The following is a 16346-nucleotide window of genomic DNA, read 5'->3' as shown; positions in this document are numbered from 1 at the left end:
ATCAATTCAATTATTATTTCACTTTTTAAATAACCACTGTTCAGGATTCAACTTTTGGTTGTTTTTCCAAACCTGAAACTGCACTTCAGAGGTGCCGTCATTGTCCGTATAAACAATGCCTAAAGTTTCTTTAGCGGTTATTTTATCTCCTTTCTTCACTTTTACATCTTTAAGCTTAGCATAAACAGTAAAATACTCACCATGTTGCACCATCACAACATTGTTCATCCCTGGAATGAAAGCTACATTTCTTACTTCCCCATCAAAAACGGCTCTTATTTCCTCATTTTCATTGGTTTGAATATCAATTCCATCATTATTGATTTGAATATTTTTGTAGACAGGATGCGGATGAGTACCAAATTTCTGGGAAATAAAGCCTGAAGTCACTGGCCAGAACAATTTATTTCTATTGCCTGCAAATGAATCTGACAGCTCTTTAGCCTCAGGAGTTAAAGCAAATTTAGTAGAAGAGGCTCCTTTAGAACTTTTTTCAATTTCTTTCTTAATTAAATCTGCAATAATTTTTTCAAGATTATCAACTGCCTTCTTTCTGTCCTCTATTTCACTTTTGACTTGTTTTTCTCGCTTGTTCAGCTCAGCTACTAAATCACTCTGTTGCTGTTTCAACTTGTTTAATTCCCGGTTTCTGAAAATCTGTTCTTGAAGCAAGGTGCTTTTTTCTAATCTTACTTCTTCCACACTTTCCTTTTGCCTGATCAACAAATCTTTAATCATTTCGATTTGAGCTGCTTGCTGCCTCCGCATTTTCCCATAATACTCCATGTACTTGAGTCGCATAAACATTTCATAAAAAGAGGCTGATGCAAAAATATAGGCCAGTTTACTTAAAGATTGATTACTTTTTTGGGTAGCATAGAGCATACTGGCATACTCTGCTTTCATTTTATCTAAGTCACTTTCCATGGAGTTAATGATACTCCCGATTTCATTCAACTTTTGATTCAGTAAATTAAGCTCATTAGAGATTGAATTAGTTAAAGATTGTTGTGCTTCAATTTTGTAATTTAGGGCATTTAATTGCCCAATCGTTGCCTTCTTTTTTGATGTAGTTTGATTTAATATCTTTTCCGCCTGACTGATTTTCTCGAGATTTTCTTTCTTTTCTTTCTCAAGTTCTTCCCTAGATTTTTGGGCATTTGCCAAATGCCCAAATACAAATAGGAGAACAAATAAGCCAATATGGAAAACCTTAATTTTCATACTTACTCGGTACGCTAAACGGAAAGGATAATGAGGCGTCTCCAATTTCTACTTTAGAATGATTGATTTCAACATTAGTACTTTCATCTCCTTTCGTGCCTTTTGATACTATTTCTACATTGGTGCTGAATGGAAATGCTTGTTCAGCTACTATGTTAAATTCAGAAAAAATAATTTCCATTTTGCTTCCATCTGGTATTTCTCGAACCTTCATCGCCTTTACTTTTCTGTTTTCAACTGCAGCAAATGTTTCTAATTCAAATCTTCCTCTTTTTTGACCAATTTTTAATTCTCCTGATTTTTTGGAAAAATTATCATCTCGCTTAAAGTCGAAAACCTGATTACCTAAAATAATTGACTGCAGCATTTCAAAGTTCACCTCAAAATTAAGGGTGTTACTTAAAGATTCATAATTATATCTATAGACATCCTTATTGACCCTATCCATAAAAACGATAGTATCTTGACTTATAAAACCTCTTGCCGCTTCGATCCCAAATATTGGTGAAACAGAAATCCAGATAACACTGTCTTTTTTCATCCTGATAGTCGCACTTGAACTTAAGCTTTTATCGGGTGAGCTAAACCTGATTTTAGATTTGGCTTGTAGATATTCAAAATCGAACTTTTCCAATGCGTATTCTTCCTCTATAGAAGAAGTTGGTAAAAGCTTTTTGCCACAAGAGGAAAAAAACAAAATTGCACAACAAATCAACACACTAAATAGACGCATCATAATATTTTTTTTCTGCTATTTTTTTTTCAATTAAGTCGGAAGCACCACCTAAAGATTTAGCTTTCTTCCATTGTTCTATGGCTTTTTCCTTCTGTCCAGTTTTATAGAGTGCATCAGCATAATGCTCTATGATAGTTGCAGAAGATTGATTTTGAACTGCCCGTTCTAAATATTTCAAAGCTTCTTGATATTCTTCCATTTGAAATAAAACCCAAGCATGAGTATCTAAGAAAGTAGCATTATCCGGATTTGCTTTTACCATTCTGGCAGACAATTCTTTCGCCCTTTCAAGATTTTGCTTTTTCAAGGACAAGTAGTATGCATAGTTATTAATGGCAAAGTAATTGTTCGGATTGGCTTTTATGGCTTCTTCATAAGTTTTAAAGGCTTTTTCATATTGCTTGTCAGCATGATATGCATCAGCTAGTTGAGCAGCAAAACTACTTTTCATTCTATCATTTCCATAAACCATAGATTTTCCCTGCTCCCAAAACATAATAGCATTCTTGAAATTTTTCAAAGAAAAATTTGCTGAACCAGCATATAGGTATAATACAGGCTGATTAGGGAAATAAGTAAGTGCCTCATCAGCATATTCAACTACATTCTGATAATGATTATTTTCCATCTCCAGTGATAATAAATTTTGCCATAGTTGAAGATTATTACCATTTATTTCTACTGCTTTTTTATAGAAATATTTCGCACTGTCCTTTTGTTTTAAAGCAAAATATAAATCACCATTTGCTGCATATGCGTTGGCATCAGAAGAATGAATTTGTAAAATATTTTTACCCAAACGCTTTAATTTTGTCAAATCCTCCACTTTTGAAAGCTTTTGAATAAGAGCAACAAAGCCATTCAATTTATCTTCCAATTGGATTTCTTCCGAACTGAAAGCCCTTTCAAAATATTCAAGAGCAAGTGTAACCTCATCTGCTTGTCTGTAAAGTTTTGCCAACTCCATTTCAGCTACTGCTTGATTCGGATGTTCACTTAAATATTCTTTCAAATACTCAATAGCTTCTGTATTCTTATCATTAGAAACCAATATTTGCGAAACAGAAACTGCATAAGCTCCAATTTTCGGATAAGCTTCTACCAATTTCTTCCCTTCAGCAATTGCTTCTTTGAGTTTATTTTGTTTCAAATAAATTTTCTGCTTTTGAGTGCTGACTTCTTCCAATACCCCCAGTCGCTTTTCAATTCTGTCATAGGTTTTTAAAGCCATATTTGGATTGCCATTGTAAAGGTATAAAGCTGCTAATTCTAATAAATAATCATCAGGAGCATCCTCCGATAATTCATACAAATCTTCATAAGTAGCAATTGCACTTGATAAATCCCCTTTATCCGTCAATATTTCGGCTTTCAAGGCTTGATAAAAATAATTGGTCTCTTCTTTATCAGTTGCTTTTGAAATGTAAAACAAAGCTTGGTCTATATCCTCACTTTCTCGAAGAATCTTGGCGATTTTATAATTAATGGCAGAATTTTCAGGCATAATTTGATGCGCCTTCATAAAACTATCCAATGCTTTGGCAGGATTATCAATAGATAGGAAATGCATTCCTTCCACTATCAAAAACTCAACATTAAAACGATCTACCTTCAATGGGTCTGCATCAGGTAATACATCTTCTTGTTGAGGAATATTAGGTGTTTCTGGAGTTTGAGCACATACGATCAAACCCTGCCCGCACAACAGACAGAATATAACTATACGGTTAAATATATGATGGAAAGTTTTACTCACAATATTATTCAATCACCTTATTATAATCCCCAATACTTAAGTCCTTAGCTGCTCCTTCATACAATACAAAATTACCGAGCATGCTATTTTTTATTTGCGCTTCAGATATTATTGAGTTCGTTTGAATGATACTATTACTTATTCTGCTGTCTTGAACATCAGTATCATTTCCAATGGAAACGTGTGGACCTATCACAGAGTTCTTAATCGAAACATTTTCACCCAAATAAACGGGTGGAATGATAATGGAATTTTCAATTTTAGCCGATTTACTAATCAGCTCTTCACTCTTTATAAACTCCAAATAGCGCTGATTGGTATAAACTGTTGCGTCTTTATTTCCGCAATCCAACCACTCAGTAACCGTTCCAGGACGCAATTTAACGCCTTTATCCTTCATATTCTCTAATGCCACTGTGATTTGAAATTCACCACCTGCATCTTTAATATCATTATCTAACAGATATTGAAGTTCTTTTCTTAAGTCTTCACCCTTTTGGAAATAGTAAATACCAATAATAGCCAGATTGGAAACTGGTTCTTTAGGTTTCTCTATGAAATCAGTAATAACATTATCATGATTTACTTTTACAACACCAAAAGCAGAAGGATCATCCACTTTTTGAGTCCAAATAATGCCTTCCTCGGAAGTATCCAATTTGAAATCTGCTTTGAAAAGCGTATCGGCAAATGCCACCACGGTCTTACCATCTAATAAATCTTTGGCACACATGATGGCATGCGCAGTTCCTAGAGCTTCTTCCTGATAATGGATAGAGCCTTCAGCACCTACTGACTCGGCAATTTTCAATAAATTTTTCTCTATTTCTTGTCCGAAGGAAGATTTAATGATAAAGCCAATTTTATCAACTTCACTTCCGCAAACTTTTGCGATATCTTCCACTAAACGTTGAACGATAGGTTTACCAGCGATAGGTACTAAAGGTTTTGGAACTGTTAATGTATGTGGGCGCATGCGTTTTCCCATGCCTGCCATTGGAATAATAATGTTCATAATGTTTTATGTTTAGCCCAGCCAACCCGGCCCCCTAACCCCCAAAGGGGGAACGGCAGCACGGATGGACATTAGTTTTTAAATTTGACTCTATATCACTTTTAACTTATGAATAAGCTGATAAAAATAATAATACAGATTATGTTTTCTACTTAGATAGTTCTGTGCTTATTCCCCCTTTGGGGGCTAGGGGGCTACCCCGTACTCCCAAAACCTCCTGCACTTCTTTTGGAATCCTCTAATGTTTCTACTAACTCCCAATCAATTTGCTCATGCTTTGAAATCACCATTTGAGCTACTCTCTCACCAGATTCAATTAAAAAAGATTCATCGGATAGATTAACCAATAAAATCTTAATCTCTCCTCTGTAATCTGCATCAATCGTGCCAGGACTATTCAAAACCGTAATACCATGCTTAAAAGCCAATCCACTTCTTGGACGAATTTGTGCCTCATAGCCTTCAGGCAGTTCCATAAAAAGACCTGTAGACACCAACATCCTTTGCATTGGCTTTAAGTTAATAGGTTCGTCCAAATTTGCTCTTAAATCCAAACCGGCAGCACTTTGCGTTTGGTAAGCTGGTAATTCATTATTTGATTTATTTATAACTTTTACTTGCATAATATATTATTCTAACTCAAAAGTATCATTTTAATCTTTTGGAAAAAATACTTTTGCGTTCATATAAAAACATTGATCCTGCATATAATAATGTGATTAAAATACCTAGTCCGTAATTAAGCCATAAAGAACTCGGCTTGAAATAGAAAAAAGCTATTATTAAAGCTGCTGCAATTACTATATTTAAAGTGATCTTCCCGACAGGATATGGAATTTTAAAATGCTTCTGACCACTTATATAGCAATAGATCATCATACTGAAATAAGCCAAGACAGAGGTTAAAGCAGCCCCAGTATATCCTAAGATCGGTATTAAAATGATATTTCCAATTAATGCTACAAGTCCCCCAACTACACTAATATAAACTCCATAATACGTTTTATCGGTCACTTTAAACCAAATACTGAGATTGATATAGATTCCAAAAAATAATTTACCAAATAGCAAAATAGGCACTAAAAATAAAGCTTCTCTATATTCATCTCCGCTTAAAAATATTCGACCAATTAAATCTGCATTTAAGCTCACTCCCACCCAAATCAACAAAGAAAGAGCTACAAAATAATAGAGTACTTTTGCGAAAAGCTCTGGTGCTTCTTTATCTTCTGCCTGACTGAAAAAGAAAGGTTCTCCGGCATAACGAAAAGCCTGAATGGCCAACGCCATAAAAACACTCAATTTGACAGCTGCCGTATAAACTCCTAAAGCCGCTTGAGCAGAAGTATCTTCATAAAAATTAGGAGGTAAAAGATGGGTAAAAATAATTTTATCTAATTGTTCTACAGATATGCCTGCCAATCCCATTATTAATATTGGTAAAGCGTACACCAACATTTTTTTTACTTTAGGCCAATGGAATTGGAGCTTTTGCATAAATATTTCTTTGTACAAAATAACTACCATTGATAAATTAGCCAGTAGATTAGCTAAAAACACATATCCAATATCAAATGGCTCTTGTATAGCCCAGTTCATCCAACCGTTTTTTGCTAGAAAAGGAAAAAGCATTAAAAAACAGAGATTGAAAATTATATTGAGCACTATACTGCTCATTCTGGCAAAAGCAAACTTTCTTGCATTATGGGCTAATCGCAGTTTGGCCAGAGGAATTGCCACTATAGCATCGATAAAAAAGATGACTGCAAGGTAACGGACAATGTAAGTTTGAACATCTAATTCAAGAAATTGAATTATTTGAGTAGCAAATATAAAAATACATCCACTAAATAAGACAGAAGTTAAAAGAACGGCCGTAAAAGCATTTGCATAGTAACTTTCTGATTTTTCCTTTGTGGTAAAACGGAAATAAGCCGTTTCCATACCAAATGTATAAATGATATTCAGAAAAGCAGCATAAGCATATAATTCCCCAATGGTTCCGAATTGCTCTCGCATGAAAACTCCTGTGTGTATCGGAACCAATAAATAATTTAGCAACCTACCCATTATGCTGGGCATTCCATACAAACCGGTTTCGGATGCTAATTTTTTAAGTGGGTTCATAGGGGAAGTTGGAAGTTGGGTGTTGGAAGAGGGAAGTTGAGGGCCAGAATTTGGAATTAAGAAGATGACTACCAAAACGATAATTCATCTTCCTACTACCTATGTTTTTATAATTCGTAATTACCAAATTCGTAATTCGTAATTAAAATCATTCTCCTTTAAACTCTGCAGCTCTTTTCTCTAAAAAGGCTTTTGTTCCTTCTTTGAAATCTTCGGACTTGCAACAAGCTGCAAAGCTGTTGGCTTCCGTTTGATAGCCATTTTCTTCTCCTGTGTAATAAGCATTTACGCTATCTATTACCATACCGATTGCAAGCGGTGCCTTGCTGTTTATTTTACTGAGTATAGCATTGGCTAAAGTCATTAGTTCCTCTTGATTTTCAGCTATATGGTTCACTAAACCTAGGCTTTTGGCCTCTTCAGCTCCAATGAAATCAGCCGTCATCATTAACTCTAATGCTTTTCCTTTACCAATTAATTGTGTTAATCTCTGCGTACCTCCATAACCTGGTATGATCCCAAGATTTACCTCTGGCTGACCAAATTTAGCATTAGGAGTTGCAATTCGCATGTGGCAGGCCATTGCCAGTTCACAACCACCGCCTAAAGCAAAGCCATTTACGGCTGCCAAGACAGGTTTATGGCATTTCTCTATCATTTCAAAAACTTCCTGACCATTTTCAGAAAACTTTCTACCGTTCATTTCATTCAATTCTGATATTTCAGAAATATCCGCACCCGCTACAAAAGCTTTTTCGCCAGCACCGGTTAAAATGACAGATTTCACTTCGTTATTATCATAAATATCTTGGAAAGCTTCACGCAATTCTTCTATAGTGGCGATATTTAAGGCATTTAGTTTTTCGGCTCTATTGATGGTGATGGTTAGTACACCATTCTCATTAGCCAGTTGTAGGTTTTCAAAATCAGCCATAAATGAATTCTTTTTCTTTTAGAATGCAAATATAGCTGATGTAGCCCCAACCACAAAGAGCATTTTACTTTAATGATAATTTGAAGATAGGCAGATATAGAATTTAAAAGGCTTTATCGAATGAAATCATCGATTCAACGGAAAACATAATTGATTAACATCCAAAATTAAGGAGATAGTCGTATATTAGGTGTTTCATGTAAGAAAATTAAGCATTTCACTTATTGATTATCATCTACTTATAAGAGAATCCCGTATATTTGCATATATAATTTAATGATTATGAAAAAGATTTTACTTTTTATTGGAATTGCATTTTTTACTATAAGTACAGGATTTGCACAATGTACCGACAATGGAACTTTAAAAAACTCTAATTTAGGAGATATATTCTACTTTGATGTCATTATTGATTGTGATAACGGTGACGTTATAATTAATGATGCTGGAGGAGAAGGACAATTAGTTTTTAGACAGGATGTCTCTCTAAACTCACTTACTGTTAATTTCCAGAACGGAAATAAACCTATTCGATTAGTGATTCCTGATAGTGTAACAGTTACTGTCACTGATGATATTATTTTTACAGGACCAAATAATAAAGATAAATTTCTAGAAGTAAATGGCAATTTAAATGTTGGAGACCAATTAGATTTTGGAGGTGTTCCGATGGAAATTGACGGAACAGGATCAGTCAGTGCTAGAGAAATCATTAATGGGGAAGGGGTAACTTGTACTCAACCAAATGGAGATCCCAATGAATCGTGTCCATTATTTTCAGTTGAGGTATGCGATGAAACTATTGGAATTTGTACAGATGAAGCTCTACCAATCGAACTAAAATCCTTCACTGCCTCAAAATCAGGCAAGAACATTGATTTAAACTGGGTAACTGCTAAAGAAGAAAACTTTTCTCACTTTGAAATTGAGCGTTCTCTTGACCAAGAAAACTGGAGTCAAATCGGGTTAGTGCAAGGTCTGGGAGAAAGCAATTCTGATGTATTTTATGACTTTACAGATAGAAATGCTCCTTTTGGAGTAATTTACTACAGACTGAAATCAGTAGATATTGATGCTTCTTATGAATATTCGCCAGTGGTGAAAATTGAAGTTGGCTTTGAAGGTAAGTTGGCGGTTTCGCCTAATCCGGTTCAAGATGCTTCGAATCTCAAAATTCAAGTACCAAGTGAGTTTAGAGATAAACTGGCTTATGTAGGTTTATTTGATTTGAATGGTACTAAAGTACAAGAATTTAGAAATTTTGATGCAGAAGGAAGTCTGCAAATTAATCAGCAGTTAAAAGCAGGTATGTATATATTAAAAGTAAACCATAATGGTTTACAGGAGAATATTAGGGTGGTGGTTCAATAGCCCCCTAGCCCCCAATGGGGGAATTTTCGCACAGATTTACAGTTGTTTTTTAATTTGAACTGAAGTGATTTAAAATAGATTATAAATTCATCATCATGCAACAATAGGGTAAGCCTCGCAGCAATGTGGGGCTTTTTTTGCCCCCTAACCCGCCAGCTGGCGGGGAATTTCTCACAGATTATACTTATTTATTTTCCTGTGATATAGAATATTCCTGAGGCACTTTATTTTGCTCTTTTCATTTAAAAGTAAAGATGCTGTCTCAATTTTACTGTTCCGCGAAATCCATGCGTGTTCCCCCTTTGGGGGCTAGGGGGCTTTGGGCTCGGGGGCTAATTAAAATCAAACTCATCTGTTGAGGCTTCTGGCACTTCCTTCTCATCTTTGATCTCTACTTCTACGGTTCCCTTTTTGAACTGAGCTTCTTCTTGTTCTCTTATTCTTCTTGCAATTTCTTTATCGTATTCCGTTACTTTGAATTCAGTTCTTCGGTTGGTTTCATGTTCTTCTTCTGTTTGTGCATCTTCAATGATCAATTGACTTTCTCCGTAGCCCCTAGCCTTTATTCTTGAAGGATCAATACCTTGAGAAATGATATAAGCAACAGCTGATTCTGCTCTTCGTTTGGAAAGTTCTTGGTTATAAGCCGCTTCTCCTCTAGCATCGGTATGTGAGCTTAATTCGATTTTTATAGGAGGATTATCTTTTAATATAGTAACCAGTTTATCTAACTCAATAGCTGCATCAGCTCGAATATTTGCTGAGTCGAAATCGTAATAAATATTTTCGAGCTCAAATGCTTTATCCAAAATGATTTCTTCCAATAAAATTTCAGTTTCAAATACCTTGTTGGTGATTAAAGATGTCAACTGCGATTTATCCACTGTCTTTCCAACGGTAGAGAAGGTCTTTCTGGTCGTGAAATAATTATCTTTTTCAGCTATTATAAAATAATCCTCTTCTTCGGAAACCCTGAAATTAAATTCACCATCTTGGCCGGTGAGGATTTCCCCAAGTAAAACACTGTCTTGAGAAAACAACCTCACATTAGCTCCTGGTAAAATCACTTCTTCCTCATTAGCGTTATGAGTAGTTGTTACTCCAGCCAAAAAATAGTTGACAATTTTTAAATTAGGATCTTCATTTTTGAAAGTATAGATATCATCTCTACCTTCTCCTCCAGGGCGGTCACTTGAAAAGAAACCCCTATCCGGTGAATACATAAAGACCGCAAAATCATCCTTATTAGAATTCATGGGTTTACCTAAATGTGAAATGGTGATTTTACCACCTTTTCGTTCAGCCACGAAAATATCAAGTTTCCCTAAGCCAGGATGACCATTTGAAGAGAAATATAATTTTCCATCTTGTGATGCTGATGGAAACATCTCATCTTCAGGAGTATTGATTTTATTACCTAAATTTCTGACATTTCCCCATTGACCTCTGCTATTGACAGTTGCCGAATATAAATCGACACCACCAAAACCTCCTTCTCTTGTGGATGAAAAGTAAAGTGTTCTACCATCTTCACTAAAAGCAGGAGTAGAATTCCATGCTTCCGGATCATTAATCTTCATCAATTCCGGTTCTGACCACTTGCCGTTTCGGTAACGAGTGATATAAAGATTCACATCATTCAAGCCCTTTCTTTTTCCCGTGTTACCACGAGCAAAAACCATTGTTCTACCTCTTGAATCTATAGCAACAGAACCTTCGTTTGCATCCGACCAATTGATAATAGGTGGCAACTTTTCAATTGTAGCTGTGTCAACATTTGCTCCTCTTGACTTCACCTTATAGATATCAGAAAAATTATCTCCTGTAGCTTTGTAAACTTTGCCATCATCATCTCTTGTTGAAGTGAAATACAGCTCATTGTCATGAAAAAAAGGAGCATATTCAGCAGCCGGAGTGTTAATTTCTTCAAGGTTTTTTACCGTGTAGAAAGTTTGGTCTTCCAGAATTTCGTCAATATTATATAAGTTTTTTAATTGGAATTCTGCTAGTTTTTTAATCTCGGGATTATTGGCATCTAGTAAATAGCTCTCCAATACTTCCCTTGCTTTATCGTAATTTGAATTAGCTTTTAGGGATAAAGAATAGTTATAAAATACTTCATCTTCTGTATAACCAGAATCAATAGAAGCTTTATAATAAGGCTCTGCTATTTCCAATCTGTTGGATAATCTGTAAGATTCTGCTATTGAAAATAAAGCTTGAGCTGCATTATCATTCTTTTTTAAAGCCTGTTGATATAAATCAATAGCTGAATCAAACTCTCCTTTCTCAAACTTCTTTTCCGCTCTTTTAAAAGTTGAACATGAAACTAAAAAAAGTAAAGCTGAAGTAAATAATATATATTTTATCTTCACCAAAATTTAAACATTAAAACTAACATATAAACGAGCAATTCCGCAGAATTATGCCTCTAACTTAAAAAATCTTGCCATCCAACTCTCACTAGCAGGAATTAACCAATTTTTATCAAACTCATCCTTGGTAGTCACCATATTATTAAAAGTCATTAGGCTTTCACTGATCTCTCCAGATTCTACCTTTGACTTAATGGAGGATAATTTTTCTAAAACAACTTCTCCATTTTTCAGAAAAGCAATTTTGCTTTTATCAAGTAAATTAATTTTCAGCTCATTTTCCAAAGCTTTAATAAAATGAACCGATTTATCAATTGAACATCCAGTTGCCGGAGCTTTAGTTTCATCTACTGATAGCACAATAAACTGATTATACTTCACATCAATGGATGAATTCAATGCTTTATTATGAGCTGTCCAATTTTCTACAAAAACTTTACCATTTTGTAAAACAAACTGCTTCTCTTCTTCAGTAAATGGTCGATCTGCTTGGTATACCCACAGTCTTGAACTTTTATCTAGATCATTAAAATTAGTGTACATAATATATAGATTGTCAGCTGAGTATTAATTAATAAGTACTCATTTAAATGTAATTTATTTTTTTGCTAAACGGTAGCTAAAGTTAATAAGTTCGTTAATTAATTCAGTATAATAGATAAATAGAATAAATAAAAAATCCGAAGATTTACTTTAAACAGAAAAACTCCGGATTGATTAATAATTTATTCTACTTTATAAAGAAAACTCAAGTCAGCATTCCGCCATCAACTTGAATTACTTGACCTGTGATATAAGAAGACATATCAGAGCCTAAGAATACGCATAAATCTGCAACATCATCTGGACTCCCTCCTCTTTTCAAAGGAATAGCATCTCTCCAGCCTTGAACGGTTTTCTCATCCAAAGCATCAGTCATTTCAGTTTCGATAAAGCCTGGCGCTATAGCATTAGAACGGATATTCCGTGAACCTAATTCCAAAGCAACAGATTTTGTAAATCCAATTATCCCAGCTTTTGAAGCAGAATAGTTTGCTTGTCCTGGGTTTCCTTTTATTCCTACAACAGAGGTCATATTAATAATAGAACCACTTTTTTGCTTCATAAAAGTACGATTTGCAGCCTTTACGGTATTGAAGCAAGATTTTAAATTGATATTGATTACATCATCCCACATTTCCTCTGTCATGCGCATCAATAAATTATCTTTTGTGATTCCAGCATTATTCACCAAAATATCCAAGATTCCAAAATCAGCTACTACTCCAGCAATTAATTCTTCCGCTGCTTTAAAATCAGAGGCATCAGAGCGGTATCCCTTTACTTTTACACCATAAGCATCTGTTAATTCTTTTTCCAAAGCCTGCCCTTTTTCAACGCTTGATAAAAAAGTAAAAGCTACATTAGCGCCTTGTTCAGCATATTTCTGAGCGATGGCTTTACCTATTCCTTTTGAAGCACCTGTGATAAGTGCGGTTTTTCCTTCTAATAGTTTTGTCATAATGGGTTAGTAGTTGATTGTAAAAAACCTAAAATTACAAGGAATAAGTTAATTAAGAAAATGTTCTATGCTTTTGCGTAAAAAATGCAGTCAAAAACCCTTTCTAGCAAGCTTACTGCAAAATTCCTAATCAAATCGCTCCGCTTAGGGAGCTACTAGTAATCGCTAGCTTAATTTATCTAAAATTTTTTTCTAGCCCCATTTCCATTAAATTTGTCAGCGAATAAATAACGAATCCAAAATTTAATTAATAGATATTATGGCATCAAAATATGACATTATTATAGTGGGCTCTGGCCCAGGTGGTTATGTAGCCGCAATCCGTGCTTCTCAATTAGGTAAGAAAGTGGCTATAGTTGAAAAAGAAAGTTTAGGCGGGATTTGCTTAAACTGGGGATGTATTCCTACTAAAGCATTATTGAAAAGTGCCAATGTATTTGAATATATCAGCCATGCTGAAGATTATGGAATCACCGTAAAAGATGCGAAAGCTGATTTCTCAGGAATGGTAAAAAGAAGCCGTGGTGTTGCTGACGGCATGAGCAAAGGTGTTCAATTCTTGATGAAGAAAAACAAAATCGATGTAATTGACGGTTTTGGAAAATTGAAATCAGGAAAGAAAGTAGAAGTAGAGAATGACGGTAAGAAAACTGAGTATTCAGCTGATAACATCATTATAGCCACTGGAGGAAGAGCTAAAGAACTACCAAACCTTCCAATTGATGGCAAAAAAATCATAGAATATAGAAAAGCCATGAGCCTGGAAAAACAACCAAAGAAAATGGTGGTTGTGGGTTCTGGTGCGATTGGTGTTGAGTTCGCTTATTTCTACAATGCAATTGGAACGGAAGTTACCATAGTTGAATTTATGGATAGAATTGTTCCTGTGGAGGACGAGGAAGTATCGAAAGCATTAGCCAAGACTTATAAGAAAGCAGGGATCAACATTATGACCAGCTCTGAAGTAACTTCAGTTGACACCAAAGGAAGTGGTTGCAAAGTGACGGTCAAAACTAAAAAAGGTGAAGAAAAACTGGATTGTGATGTAGTACTTTCTGCAGTTGGCGTTGCTACTAACTTAGAAGGAATTGGTTTGGAAGATGTTGGCGTTTCAACTGATAAAGGAAAAGTATTAGTTGATGATTATTACAAAACCAATGTTGATGGCGTTTACGCAATTGGTGATATCGTTCACGGTCCTGCATTAGCTCACGTAGCTTCAGCCGAGGGAATTATTTGTGTTGAGAAGATTGCTGGTGAAAATCCAGAGCCATTAGATTACAAAAACATTCCTGGTTGTACTTATTGCAGCCCTGAAATTGCATCAGTTGGTTATACTGAAAAGCAAGCTAAAGAAGCGGGTTATGACTTAAAAATAGGTAAATTCCCATTCTCAGCTTCAGGAAAAGCAAGTGCGGCTGGAGCCAAAGATGGTTTCGTGAAGTTAGTATTTGATGCAAAATATGGCGAACTTTTAGGAGCGCACATGATCGGAGCCAATGTTACTGAAATGATAGCTGAAATTGTGGCGGTTAGAAAATTAGAAACCACAGGTCATGAATTGATTAAAACAGTTCATCCTCACCCAACCATGAGTGAAGCTATAATGGAAGCTGCAGCTGCTGCTTATGATGAGGTGATACATATTTAATTTCAGCACGAGCTAAGAAGCTCGTGCTAGCCGAGCTGGCGCGAGCTTCTTAGCTCGTGCTTGTTAAAAACAAAACAAAAAGCTGTTAAGCAGATTTAATTAGTTGAATTTGCCTAACAGCTTTTTTTATTGGGGTATTATCATTTATTTAGCAATCGAAATTCAAAGTTATAGCACCAACAGTTAAAATATCGGAAGAGGTTCTAATAAAAGAACTCAAAGCACAGAAATCAAGTGCTTTTGAATACCTGTATGATAATTACAGTGGAGCTATATATGGTGTCATAGTCAGAATTGTTAAATCAGAGGAAGTAGCACAGGAAGTTTTGCATGATGTTTTTATAAAAGCCTGGAAAAACATAAATGCTTACAGTGCTGAAAAAGGTCGATTGTATACTTGGTTAGTCAATATTAGCCGAAATGCTTCCATCGATAAACTTCGATCAAAAGAAATAAAGAAAACAGGTAAAACCGATTCAGTCTCAGACAACGTACATACCATTGACAATGCAAATTCAACAGAGCAATCAATTGATAGCATAGGATTAGAAAAAGTCTTAGATAAGCTTTCTGATGAACTCCGATTTGTTATTGATCAAATGTATTTTAAAGGCTATACGCAAACTGAAATTTCCGAGGAATTTGATATCCCATTGGGTACGGTCAAAACCAGGGCGAGGACAGCTATGCGTACATTAAGAGAATTATTATTGTGAGTAAAATAGAAGCATACATATCGACAGGAGTAATTGAAGCTTTTGTTTTGGGCCAGCTGAATGAGTCCGAAACAAAGGAGTTGCTTCAGTATGCAGAAGAGCATGAGGAAGTAAGAAAAGCCATTGATGAGGCGGAAGAAACCTTATTTGCTTTAGGTAAAAAAGGAAGCATTGCACCTCCCGAATCCTCTAAAAACAATCTTTTTGAAGACTTGGGATTGGAGGTCGAATCTTTTGAAGATGATTCTGAAGAAGAACTTGTTCAAGAAGAAATCCAAAAGGAGAGTAAATCCTATTCTATTTACCCTTATTTATCAGCTGCAGCAAGTATTGTAGCTATAATTGGAATAGCTTTTAGTGTTTATTATTATAACCAATGGCAGGCTACTGAAGCCCGATTATCCAATATAATTGCGCAAAACCAAACAATGGCTCAGCAGTATAATGTGGTGAAAAATCAGATGGAGCAATATGCTGAGAATGTTGAAATCCTTAGACAGCCAGGAATAGAAACTGTTCCTATGAAAGGTTTGGACATTGCACCAGAAGCTCAAGCCTTCGTACATTGGAACAAAAAAACCAATGAGGTTTTTCTTAATGCTAAGAAAATGCCTGCCAATGAAATGGATAATCAATATCAATTGTGGGCAATAGTTGATGGAAACCCAGTTGACATGGGCGTTTTTGATGTAGCGGGTGATATGACAAGCTTACTCAAAATGAAAACCACTGGAAAAGCTTCTGCATTTGCTGTAACGCTAGAACCTAGAGGTGGCAGTAAAAACCCTACCATGGAGAAAATGTATGTGATTGGACAGATTTGATATAATTACGAACTGCGGGTCTTCTCTGAGATTATAATACATTCTAAATTCTCTCGAATTATCAATCTTATTTACATTTTTCAAATTAAGGAAAGGTTAATCATCAACTACAATAG

The 16346-nt window shown here is 35.3% G+C and carries 14 protein-coding genes; 4 read left to right on the top strand and 10 right to left on the bottom strand.

What is annotated here, in order from left to right; all coding sequences use genetic code 11:
• Positions 1-18: 18 nt before the first annotated feature.
• The 7 genes from FTRAC_RS16645 to FTRAC_RS16615 all read right to left on the bottom strand — a co-directional run bounded on the left by FTRAC_RS16645 (position 19) and on the right by FTRAC_RS16615 (position 7792).
• Complete coding sequence (locus FTRAC_RS16645; RefSeq protein WP_041649939.1) at positions 19-1224, bottom strand: murein hydrolase activator EnvC family protein; 1206 nt, start codon at positions 1222-1224, stop codon at positions 19-21.
• Positions 1214-1960 carry a DUF4292 domain-containing protein gene (locus FTRAC_RS16640; protein WP_013455445.1) on the bottom strand — a complete coding sequence of 249 codons (747 nt, stop codon included), beginning with the start codon at positions 1958-1960 and terminating at the stop codon, positions 1214-1216. Before FTRAC_RS16640 ends, FTRAC_RS16645 begins: the two co-directional genes overlap by 11 nt.
• Positions 1944-3716, bottom strand: a complete 1773-nt coding sequence (locus FTRAC_RS16635; RefSeq protein WP_148230104.1) for a tetratricopeptide repeat protein — start codon at positions 3714-3716, stop codon at positions 1944-1946. The genes FTRAC_RS16640 and FTRAC_RS16635 overlap by 17 nt, the downstream gene beginning before the upstream one ends.
• Positions 3717-3720: 4 nt before the next feature.
• Positions 3721-4731, bottom strand: a complete 1011-nt coding sequence (locus tag FTRAC_RS16630) for a sugar phosphate nucleotidyltransferase (protein ID WP_013455443.1) — start codon at positions 4729-4731, stop codon at positions 3721-3723.
• A 194-nt stretch (positions 4732-4925) separates the two neighbouring features.
• Positions 4926-5354 (bottom strand): dUTP diphosphatase, encoded by a 429-nt coding sequence (gene dut / locus FTRAC_RS16625; protein WP_013455442.1) that lies wholly within the window; start codon positions 5352-5354, stop codon positions 4926-4928.
• A 25-nt stretch (positions 5355-5379) separates the two neighbouring features.
• Complete coding sequence (locus FTRAC_RS16620; protein WP_013455441.1) at positions 5380-6858, bottom strand: lipopolysaccharide biosynthesis protein; 1479 nt, start codon at positions 6856-6858, stop codon at positions 5380-5382.
• A gap of 148 nt (positions 6859-7006) precedes the next feature.
• Positions 7007-7792 (bottom strand): enoyl-CoA hydratase/isomerase family protein, encoded by a 786-nt coding sequence (locus FTRAC_RS16615; RefSeq protein WP_013455440.1) that lies wholly within the window; start codon positions 7790-7792, stop codon positions 7007-7009.
• A 282-nt stretch (positions 7793-8074) separates the two neighbouring features.
• Here FTRAC_RS16615 and FTRAC_RS16610 point away from each other — a divergent pair, with 282 nt between their 5' ends.
• A complete protein-coding gene (locus FTRAC_RS16610) occupies positions 8075-9163 on the top strand; it encodes a T9SS type A sorting domain-containing protein (protein WP_041649935.1) in 1089 nt (362 codons plus the stop codon).
• Positions 9164-9495: 332 nt separating this feature from the next.
• Here the strand turns inward: FTRAC_RS16610 and FTRAC_RS16605 are convergent, their stop codons facing one another.
• The 3 genes from FTRAC_RS16605 to fabG form a co-directional block, all read right to left on the bottom strand.
• Positions 9496-11538 (bottom strand): OmpA family protein, encoded by a 2043-nt coding sequence (locus tag FTRAC_RS16605; protein ID WP_013455438.1) that lies wholly within the window; start codon positions 11536-11538, stop codon positions 9496-9498.
• 48 nt (positions 11539-11586) lie between these two features.
• The gene (locus tag FTRAC_RS16600; protein ID WP_013455437.1) at positions 11587-12081 is read right to left on the bottom strand and encodes a hypothetical protein; all 495 of its coding nucleotides are present in this window, start codon (positions 12079-12081) and stop codon (positions 11587-11589) included.
• A gap of 205 nt (positions 12082-12286) precedes the next feature.
• Positions 12287-13039, bottom strand: a complete 753-nt coding sequence (gene fabG, locus FTRAC_RS16595; protein WP_013455436.1) for a 3-oxoacyl-[acyl-carrier-protein] reductase — start codon at positions 13037-13039, stop codon at positions 12287-12289.
• Positions 13040-13298: 259 nt separating this feature from the next.
• Between fabG and lpdA the strand changes: the two genes are divergently transcribed.
• The 3 genes from lpdA to FTRAC_RS16580 all read left to right on the top strand — a co-directional run bounded on the left by lpdA (position 13299) and on the right by FTRAC_RS16580 (position 16230).
• Positions 13299-14690: a dihydrolipoyl dehydrogenase gene (gene lpdA / locus FTRAC_RS16590; RefSeq protein WP_013455435.1), complete on the top strand. Its 1392-nt coding sequence runs from the start codon at positions 13299-13301 to the stop codon at positions 14688-14690.
• Positions 14691-14860: 170 nt separating this feature from the next.
• Positions 14861-15406, top strand: coding sequence for an RNA polymerase sigma factor (locus FTRAC_RS16585; RefSeq protein ID WP_013455434.1), 546 nt, complete (start codon positions 14861-14863; stop codon positions 15404-15406).
• Complete coding sequence (locus FTRAC_RS16580; protein WP_013455433.1) at positions 15403-16230, top strand: anti-sigma factor; 828 nt, start codon at positions 15403-15405, stop codon at positions 16228-16230. Before FTRAC_RS16585 ends, FTRAC_RS16580 begins: the two co-directional genes overlap by 4 nt.
• Positions 16231-16346 lie beyond the last annotated feature (116 nt).

This window comes from Marivirga tractuosa DSM 4126 (genome assembly GCF_000183425.1).
Classification (GTDB): Bacteria; Bacteroidota; Bacteroidia; order Cytophagales; family Cyclobacteriaceae; genus Marivirga; species Marivirga tractuosa.
Note: the sequence above shows the minus strand (reverse complement) of the source record. Positions and strands in the feature narration are given on the sequence as shown.